The organism is Phenylobacterium sp. (genome assembly GCF_036264965.1).
Classification (GTDB): domain Bacteria; phylum Pseudomonadota; class Alphaproteobacteria; order Caulobacterales; family Caulobacteraceae; genus Phenylobacterium.
In genome coordinates, this window is sequence record NZ_DATAPY010000175.1 from 1 (window position 1) to 7,148 (window position 7,148).

The window sequence follows — 7,148 nt, forward strand, 5'->3', positions numbered from 1 at the left end:
GAGCTTCGAGGACGCCGCCAAGATGGCGCGCCTGTTCGACAACCCCAAGATCCGCGAGGACCTGGCCAAGGTGGAGCCCGAGCCGGTGTTCGAGCCCCCCGCCGAGACCCACCGCATCACGCCCAAGGTTCCGGGATCCAAGACCGGAGGGGTGAAGGCGACGGCGCCTGGCAAGGGCGGGGCGGACGACCGTGAGCCGTAGGAAAAAGGGCCGGGCGGTCTCGGGCTGGATCTGCCTGGACAAACCCTTCGACCTGGGCTCGACCCAGGCGGTGGGCAAGGTCCGCCGACTGTACGAGGCGCAGAAGGCAGGCCATGCCGGCACGCTCGATCCCCTGGCCACCGGCATCCTGCCGATCGCGCTGGGCGAGGCGACCAAGACGGTCCCGTTCCTGGTTGACGCCGACAAGGCCTACCGCTTCACCATCGCCTGGGGGCGCACGACCGCGACCTATGACCGCGAGGGCGAGACGACGGCGCAGTCGGACGTGCGCCCGACGCCGGCTCAGGTCGAGGCCGCCCTGCCAGCCTTTGTCGGCGAGATCAGCCAGGTCCCGCCGGCCTATTCGGCGATCAAGGTGGACGGCGAACGCGCCTATGACCTGGCCCGCGCCGGCGAGATCGTGGAACTGGCCGCGCGCATCGTGACCATCCATTCCGCCTGCGTGGCGGAGGTTCCGGACGCGGGCCACATCACCCTGGAGATCGTCTGCGGCAAGGGCACCTATGTCCGCGCCATTGCCCGCGACCTGGCCGAAATGCTGGGCGCCTGTGGGCATGTCAGCGACCTGCGCCGCACCCGTGTGGGACGTTTCACCGAACAATCTGCGGTGACGCTGGAATTCCTTGAGGATTTAGGGCATAAGGCCCGCCAGTCGGAGCTATTGCTTCCGGTCGAGACCGCCCTGGACGACATCCCGGAGCTGGCCGTGACCGCCGAAGACGCTTTCCGACTGAAGCAGGGACGCGCGATCGTTCTCGTTCCCCGACAGGTGGAATCGGTCAAAGCCAGGCTCAAACCCGGCTCTCGCACCGTTTCAGCCACGGCGGGCGGATCGGTCGTCGCCCTCTGCGAGATGCGCGCGGGCCGGCTCGAACCCTCGCGGGTCTTTCATCTCGACAAGAGCGGAGATTGACCGATGTCGATTACGGCCGAACGCAAGGCTGAAGTGATCAAGTCCCATGCCCGCGGCGACGCGGACACGGGCAGCGCCGAAGTCCAGGTGGCGATCATGTCCGAACGGATTTCGAACCTCACCGAACACTTCAAGACGCACAAGAAGGACAACCATTCACGCCGGGGCCTGCTCAAGCTGGTGTCCGCCCGCCGGTCGCTCCTTGACCACCTGAAGAAGTCCGACGTGGACCGCTATCAGAAGCTGATCGAGACCCTCGGCCTGCGCCGCTAGTCTCGTCTGAAAGTCCTTTGGGGCAGGCCCTCCCGGCCAGCCCCATCGGGCTCGATGAATTCGTTCCGCCGCTCCTCCGCAACAGGCCGGGGGACCCAATGCGGCACTGGCGATCCCTCTTCAGTTCGGGACCGCCGCACACGCCGAGGGCTCACACGAAGTCCTCATCGCCTGTTCATTTGGAGAGGATTTCGGAAGCCCGATCCCTGTCCGCCCCCGCCGGGAATACGCCCGCGGGATGAGAAAGAAGCGAACATGTTCAATATCAAACGCAAGACCATCGAGTGGGGCGGCAAGACGCTCACGCTCGAAACCGGCCGCATGGCCCGTCAGGCTGACGGTTCCGTCCTGGCCACCTACGGCGAGACCATGGTGCTGGCCACCGCCGTCTTCGCCAAGAGCGCCAAGCCAGGCCAGGACTTCTTCCCCCTGACCGTGAACTATCAGGAAAAGTTCTACGCCGCGGGCAAGATCCCGGGCTCCTTCCCCCGCCGCGAAGCCGCGCCGAGCCAGAAGGAAACCCTGACCAGCCGCCTGATCGACCGTCCGATCCGCCCGCTGTTCATCAAGGGCTTCAAGAACGAAGTGCAGGTCGTCTGCACCGTCCTGGCCCACGACCTGGAAAACGATCCCGACATCGTGGCCCTGGTGGCCGCCTCGGCCGCCCTGGTCATCTCGGGCGCCCCCTTCATGGGCCCGATTGCCGGCGCCCGCGTCGGCTACGTCAATGGTGAGTACGTCCTCAACCCGACGCTCGAAGAGATGAAGGACAGCCGGATGGACCTGGTGGTCGCCGGCACCTCGGACGCGGTCATGATGGTCGAGTCCGAAATCCAGGAAATGACCGAAGATGAAGTGCTGAAGGGGGTGATGTTCGCCCACGCCGGCATGCAACCCGTCATCGACGCGATCATCGAGCTGGCCGAGCACTCCGCCAAGGAGCCCTTCGACTTCCAGCCCGACGACACCGACGCCATCAAGGCGGAGATGAAGAAGGCCATCGGCAAGGACCTCGCCGCCGCCTTCAAGATCCCCGCCAAGCTGGAACGCCAGGACGCGGTCGCCGCGGCCAAGGCCAAGGCCACCGACAAGTTCGGCAAGTCCGACGAGAACCCGGCCGGGATCGGCCCGGACAAGCTGGGCGCGGTCTTCAAGGAATTGGAAGCCGACGTCGTCCGCCGCAACATCCTCGACACCGGCATCCGCATCGACGGCCGCAAGGTCGATCAGGTCCGCCAGATCGTGTCGGAAGTGGGCGTGCTCAGCCGCGCTCACGGCTCGGCGCTGTTCACCCGCGGCGAGACCCAGGCTCTGGTCGTGGCCACGCTCGGCACCGGCGACGACGAACAGCTCATCGACGCCCTCGAGGGCAAGTACTACGAGAAGTTCATGCTGCACTACAATTTCCCGCCCTTCTCGGTCGGGGAAACGGGCCGCATGGGCGCCCCGGGCCGCCGCGAAGTCGGCCACGGCAAGCTGGCGTGGCGGGCGATCCGCCCGATGCTGCCGAGCGTCGAAGATTTCCCCTACACGATCCGCCTAGTCTCGGAGATCTTCGAGTCCAACGGCTCCTCGTCCATGGCCTCGGTCTGCGGCTCCTCGCTGGCCCTGATGGACGCGGGCGTGCCTCTGAAGAAGCCGGTCTCCGGCATCGCCATGGGCCTGATCCTGGAATCCGACGGCTTCGCGGTCCTCTCCGACATCCTGGGTGACGAGGACCACCTCGGCGACATGGACTTCAAGGTGGCCGGCACCTCCGACGGCATCACCTCGCTGCAGATGGACATCAAGATCGCCGGCATCACCGAGGAGATCATGAAGCGGGCGCTCGCTCAGGCTAAGGGCGGCCGCGAGCACATCCTCGGCGAGATGGCCAAGGCCATGGAAGCGCCGCGTCACGAGCTGGGCGAATACGCTCCGAAGATCGAGACCATCAAGATCCCGGTGGACAAGATCCGCGAAGTGATCGGTTCGGGCGGCAAGGTGATCCGTGAGATCACCGCCGAAACCGGCGCCAAGATCGACATCGGCGAAGACGGCACGATCAAGATCGCGGCCGCCGAGCAGTCGAAGATCGACGCGGCCAAGGAGTGGATCAAGTCGATCGCCTCGGAACCCGAGATCGGCCAGATCTACACGGGCAAGGTCGTGAAGATCGTCGACTTCGGCGCCTTCGTGAACTTCTTCGGCGCCAAGGACGGCCTGGTGCACGTCAGCCAGATCGCCAATGAACGCGTGAACAAGGTCTCCGACATCCTCACCGAGGGCCAGTCCGTGAAGGTGAAGCTCCTGGGCTTCGACGATCGCGGCAAGACCCGCCTGTCGATGAAGATCGTCGACCAGGAAACCGGCGAAGACCTGACCTCCAAGCAGGAACAGCCGGAAGGCGCGGACGCCTAAGCGACCTGCCACGGCAGACATGACGAGGGCGGCTGGAGCAATCCAGCCGCCCTTTTCTTTGAGTTCGTCGAGGCTCAGGCGTCGATGGGGACACGAACGCCGTAACGATCCGCCGGATGGGCGTTGGAGAGGTTCGGGGCCATCTTCAGGCGCGCGGCCTGGAAGGCGTCCCACTCGGCGGGGTCCAGCAGGGACGGGATGGTCACCAGCTCGCCCTTGTCGAGGCCGGCCAGGGCGGCGTCCACCAGTTCGTCCACGTCCATGGTTCGAGCCGGATCGAGGGCCGCCGGGTCGCGGCCGGAGCGTTCCCAGATCTCGGTGCGCGTGGCGCCGGGCAGGACGGCCTGCAGCTTGACTCCAGCGCCGCCGATTTCCTCGTTCAGTCCCTGGGTCAGGTAGAGGACGAAGGCCTTGGTCGCGCCGTAGACCACGCTGCGGTACTCCGGCAGCAGGGCCACGACCGACCCCACATTGATCAGGGTCCCGCGGCCGCGGGCGTTGAACGCCTTGGCCGCCGCGTTGGCCAGCCGGGCCACCGCCACGATGTTCAGCCGGACCAGGTTTTCGATCTGCTCAGGGCCATGTTCCAGGAAGCCGCCGAACAGCGCCGCGCCGGCGTTGTTGACCACCAGGTCGATGGCGCTGTCGTGCGCCAGGCGATCTTCGAGCCGCGCCAGGTCGGCGGGGTCGGTCAGGTCGGCGCGGAACACCTCGACGTCCGCGCCGGTCTCGGCGCGCAGGCGGGTTGCGAGCTCCTCCAGGCGGGCGGCGTCGCGCGCCACCAGGATCAGGTCGTGGCCACGCTTGGCGAGGCGGTCGGCGTAGGTCGCGCCGATGCCGGCGGACGCGCCGGTGACGAGGGCCGTGCCGTGGCTGTGGGCTTGGGTCATTTCAGGTTCTCCATGCGGCGGCGTCTCGTCGCCTCGCTGCCAAATGGTCAGTTACTTGCAAATCACAAGTCAGTCCCCCAGATTCCGGCGCATGAGAATTTCTGAGTTCGACAGCAGCCTTTGTCCCGTGGCCCGCACGGTGGAGCGCGCCGGCGACATGTGGAGCCTGATGATCCTGCGCGACGCCCTGCACGGGCTCACCCGGTTCGACCAGTTCCGCAAAAGCCTGGGCGTGGCGCCTAACATCCTCGCCGACCGGCTCACGCGGCTGGTGGAGGCCGGGTTCCTGCAGCGGCGGCCCTACAGCCGGCGCCCGCCGCGCGATGAATATGTGCTGACCGAGATGGGCCGCGACTTCCGCCCGGTGCTCTACGCCATCATGGCCTTCGGCAACCGCCACTTCGCCAAGGAAGGCCTGGCGAGCGGTCTGGTGGACACCGAGACGGGCGCCCAGGCCGAGCCGGTTGTCGTGGACGCCCGGACCGGCCGCCGGGTGGACGATGGAAGCTTCGCGCTGGCCGCCGGCCCCGCCGCCGATGAGCCGATGCTGGCGCGGATGGCGTTCGTGGCCCACGCAGCGGAGGCCGGGCGGCTCTAGCGCGCCTTGCGGGCCGCGTAGCGGGCGTCGCGCTTGGTCTGGGCCTCGGCCTTGGTGAGCTGCTTGCGTTCCTTGCGTGCGCCCCGCTTTTCGGCGAGCGCGGCTTCCGCGGCCGCGTCGACCGCGGCCTGATTGGCGGCCAGGGCGTCGGCTGCGGCCGCACGGGTCGCTTCCTTCTCATCGGCGCGCGCGGTGCGCACCTCACTGAGCTCGGCCTTGCGCTCAGCTTCGCGCAGGGCGGCCCGCTGCTCGAACAGGGGATCGGTGACCGTCGGCTTGGGCTTCAGCTTCGCCAGCAGCGCCGCCTTGGCGTCGGCGGCGGCGGACAGGCGGTCGGTCAGGCCGGAACCCTTGAGGTCTTTTCCAGACATGGGCAGCTTTTCAGGCAGGGCGGCCGCGATTGCGCGACAGCCCCACCCTACAGCATTGCAGCCGTCTAGCCCCGCAGCTTCCGCAGCAGCACGTCCACGTCGCGCGCGATGGCCGGGTCTTCGGCCTTCAGGCTCTCGATGCGGCGCACGGCGTGCAGCACCGTCGTGTGGTCGCGCCCGCCAAAGCGGCGGCCGATGTCGGGCAGGGACCGGGTGGTGATCTGCTTGGCCAGCCACATGGCCACCTGGCGAGGCCGGGCGACTGCACGCGCGCGGCGCTCGGAGATCAGATCGGCCTGCTTCAGCCCGTAGTGCTCGGACACGGTCTTCTGGATCTGATCCACCGTCACCTTGCGCTCGTTGCACGACAGGTGCGGGCGAAGGATCGTCTGAGCCTCGTCGAGGGTCAGCCGCGCCACATCGCCGCCGACGCGGGCCACCAGGGTGTTCAACGCGCCTTCCAGCTCGCGGACACTGTCGGTGAAGCGGTCGGCCAGGAACTGCATGACCTCGGGCTTGGCGGACGGCAGGAACTTGCCCTGCTGGGCCAGGGTCTGCAGCTTACGCTCCAGGATGCCCAGCCGCAGCGCGCGGTCCGCCGGCTCGATGCCGCAGACCAGACCGGCCTGCAGATGCGACCGTAGCCGCGGCTCCATCTCCGAGATCTCGGTGGGGGAGCGGTCGGCGGTCATCACCACGCGGCGGCCGTCCTCGACCAGCGCGATCAGGGTGTGGAACAGCTCTTCCTGGGTCTGCGTCTTACCGGCCACGAAGTGGACGTCGTCGATCAGCAGCAGGTCGGCGTTGCGCAGCTCATCCTTGAAGGCCGCGGTCTGCTTGTCCTGCAGCGCTTTGACGAAGGTCGAGGTGAACTTCTCGGCGGTCAGGTAAACGACCCGCTTGGTCGGTTCGTTGCGCATGGCCTCCCAGGCGAGCGCGTTCAGCAAGTGGGTCTTCCCGAAGCCGTAGGGACCGTGGAAGACCACCGGATTGAAGTGGCCGTCCGCCCAGGCCGCCACACGGCGGGCCACGGCGAAGGCGAATTCGTTGGAAGGGCCCGCGACGAAGCTGTCGAAGGCGAAGCGGTCTTGCAGACCCAGCAGACGCCCATGTCGGGCGACGGCCGGCGCGGCCTCAGCCTCGATCTCAAAGACTTCGGGCGCCGCCGAAACCTCGACGGATTCAGCGGCCGCCGCCGCGATCGCCGGGGCCTCGGAATCGACCTCCAGGCGCGACTTCAGGTCGAGCCGGCGGCCCAGCGGATCGTTCTGCGCCCAGAGCTCTCCGATGCGGCGCCAAGCATGCCGTGCGATCCAGTCGCGTGCGACACCCGTGGCGGCCACCAGGCACACCTCGTCCCCGGTCTCGCGCAGCGCCGCCTGGCCAAGCCAGGAGCCAAACGTCGCCTCGCCCAGTTCGCGCTTCAAGACCACGCAGGTCTTGGTCCACACGACTCCGGCCGGTGCGCTCGCCATAGCTC

General features: G+C 67.5%; 7 protein-coding genes and 1 pseudogene. 5 read left to right on the forward strand and 3 right to left on the reverse strand.

Going from position 1 to position 7,148, the window contains the following annotated elements; translation table 11 throughout:
* From VHS75_RS22880 to pnp, 4 genes and pseudogenes are all read left to right on the forward strand, one after another.
* Positions 1-202 (forward strand): annotated as a pseudogene (locus VHS75_RS22880) (hypothetical protein); the annotation flags it as partial.
* The gene (gene truB, locus VHS75_RS22885) at positions 192-1,136 is read left to right on the forward strand and encodes a tRNA pseudouridine(55) synthase TruB (protein ID WP_329640941.1); all 945 of its coding nucleotides are present in this window, start codon (positions 192-194) and stop codon (positions 1,134-1,136) included. The pseudogene VHS75_RS22880 and the gene truB, both read left to right, overlap by 11 nt.
* A 3-nt stretch (positions 1,137-1,139) precedes the next feature.
* Positions 1,140-1,409: a 30S ribosomal protein S15 gene (gene rpsO, locus VHS75_RS22890; protein WP_329640942.1), complete on the forward strand. Its 270-nt coding sequence runs from the start codon at positions 1,140-1,142 to the stop codon at positions 1,407-1,409.
* A gap of 255 nt (positions 1,410-1,664) precedes the next feature.
* Positions 1,665-3,809 (forward strand): polyribonucleotide nucleotidyltransferase, encoded by a 2,145-nt coding sequence (gene pnp, locus VHS75_RS22895; protein ID WP_329640943.1) that lies wholly within the window; start codon positions 1,665-1,667, stop codon positions 3,807-3,809.
* Between the two features lie 74 nt (positions 3,810-3,883).
* Here pnp and VHS75_RS22900 read toward each other — a convergent pair whose 3' ends face one another.
* Positions 3,884-4,699, reverse strand: coding sequence for an SDR family oxidoreductase (locus tag VHS75_RS22900; protein WP_329640944.1), 816 nt, complete (start codon positions 4,697-4,699; stop codon positions 3,884-3,886).
* A gap of 91 nt (positions 4,700-4,790) precedes the next feature.
* On the opposite strand from VHS75_RS22900, the gene VHS75_RS22905 reads away from it, so the two are divergent.
* The gene (locus tag VHS75_RS22905; protein WP_329640945.1) at positions 4,791-5,297 is read left to right on the forward strand and encodes a helix-turn-helix domain-containing protein; all 507 of its coding nucleotides are present in this window, start codon (positions 4,791-4,793) and stop codon (positions 5,295-5,297) included.
* On the opposite strand, the gene VHS75_RS22910 is transcribed toward VHS75_RS22905, so the two are convergent.
* Entirely contained in the window at positions 5,294-5,668 is a 375-nt protein-coding gene (locus VHS75_RS22910) for a DUF6481 family protein (RefSeq protein ID WP_329640946.1), read from the reverse strand. The genes VHS75_RS22905 and VHS75_RS22910 overlap by 4 nt on opposite strands.
* A 65-nt stretch (positions 5,669-5,733) precedes the next feature.
* Positions 5,734-7,143: a chromosomal replication initiator protein DnaA gene (gene dnaA, locus VHS75_RS22915; protein WP_329640947.1), complete on the reverse strand. Its 1,410-nt coding sequence runs from the start codon at positions 7,141-7,143 to the stop codon at positions 5,734-5,736.
* Between the last annotated feature and the right edge of the window lie 5 nt (positions 7,144-7,148).

Bases quoted from the DNA above. Each gene is read 5' to 3' on its own strand.
- rpsO (WP_329640942.1), top strand. From the start codon at position 1,140: ATGTCGATTACGGCCGAACGCAAGGCTGAAGTGATCAAGTCCCATGCC.
- dnaA (WP_329640947.1), bottom strand. From the start codon at position 7,143: ATGGCGAGCGCACCGGCCGGAGTCGTGTGGACCAAGACCTGCGTGGTC.
- VHS75_RS22910 (WP_329640946.1), bottom strand. From the start codon at position 5,668: ATGTCTGGAAAAGACCTCAAGGGTTCCGGCCTGACCGACCGCCTGTCC.
- VHS75_RS22900 (WP_329640944.1), bottom strand. From the start codon at position 4,699: ATGACCCAAGCCCACAGCCACGGCACGGCCCTCGTCACCGGCGCGTCC.
- pnp (WP_329640943.1), top strand. From the start codon at position 1,665: ATGTTCAATATCAAACGCAAGACCATCGAGTGGGGCGGCAAGACGCTC.
- VHS75_RS22905 (WP_329640945.1), top strand. From the start codon at position 4,791: ATGAGAATTTCTGAGTTCGACAGCAGCCTTTGTCCCGTGGCCCGCACG.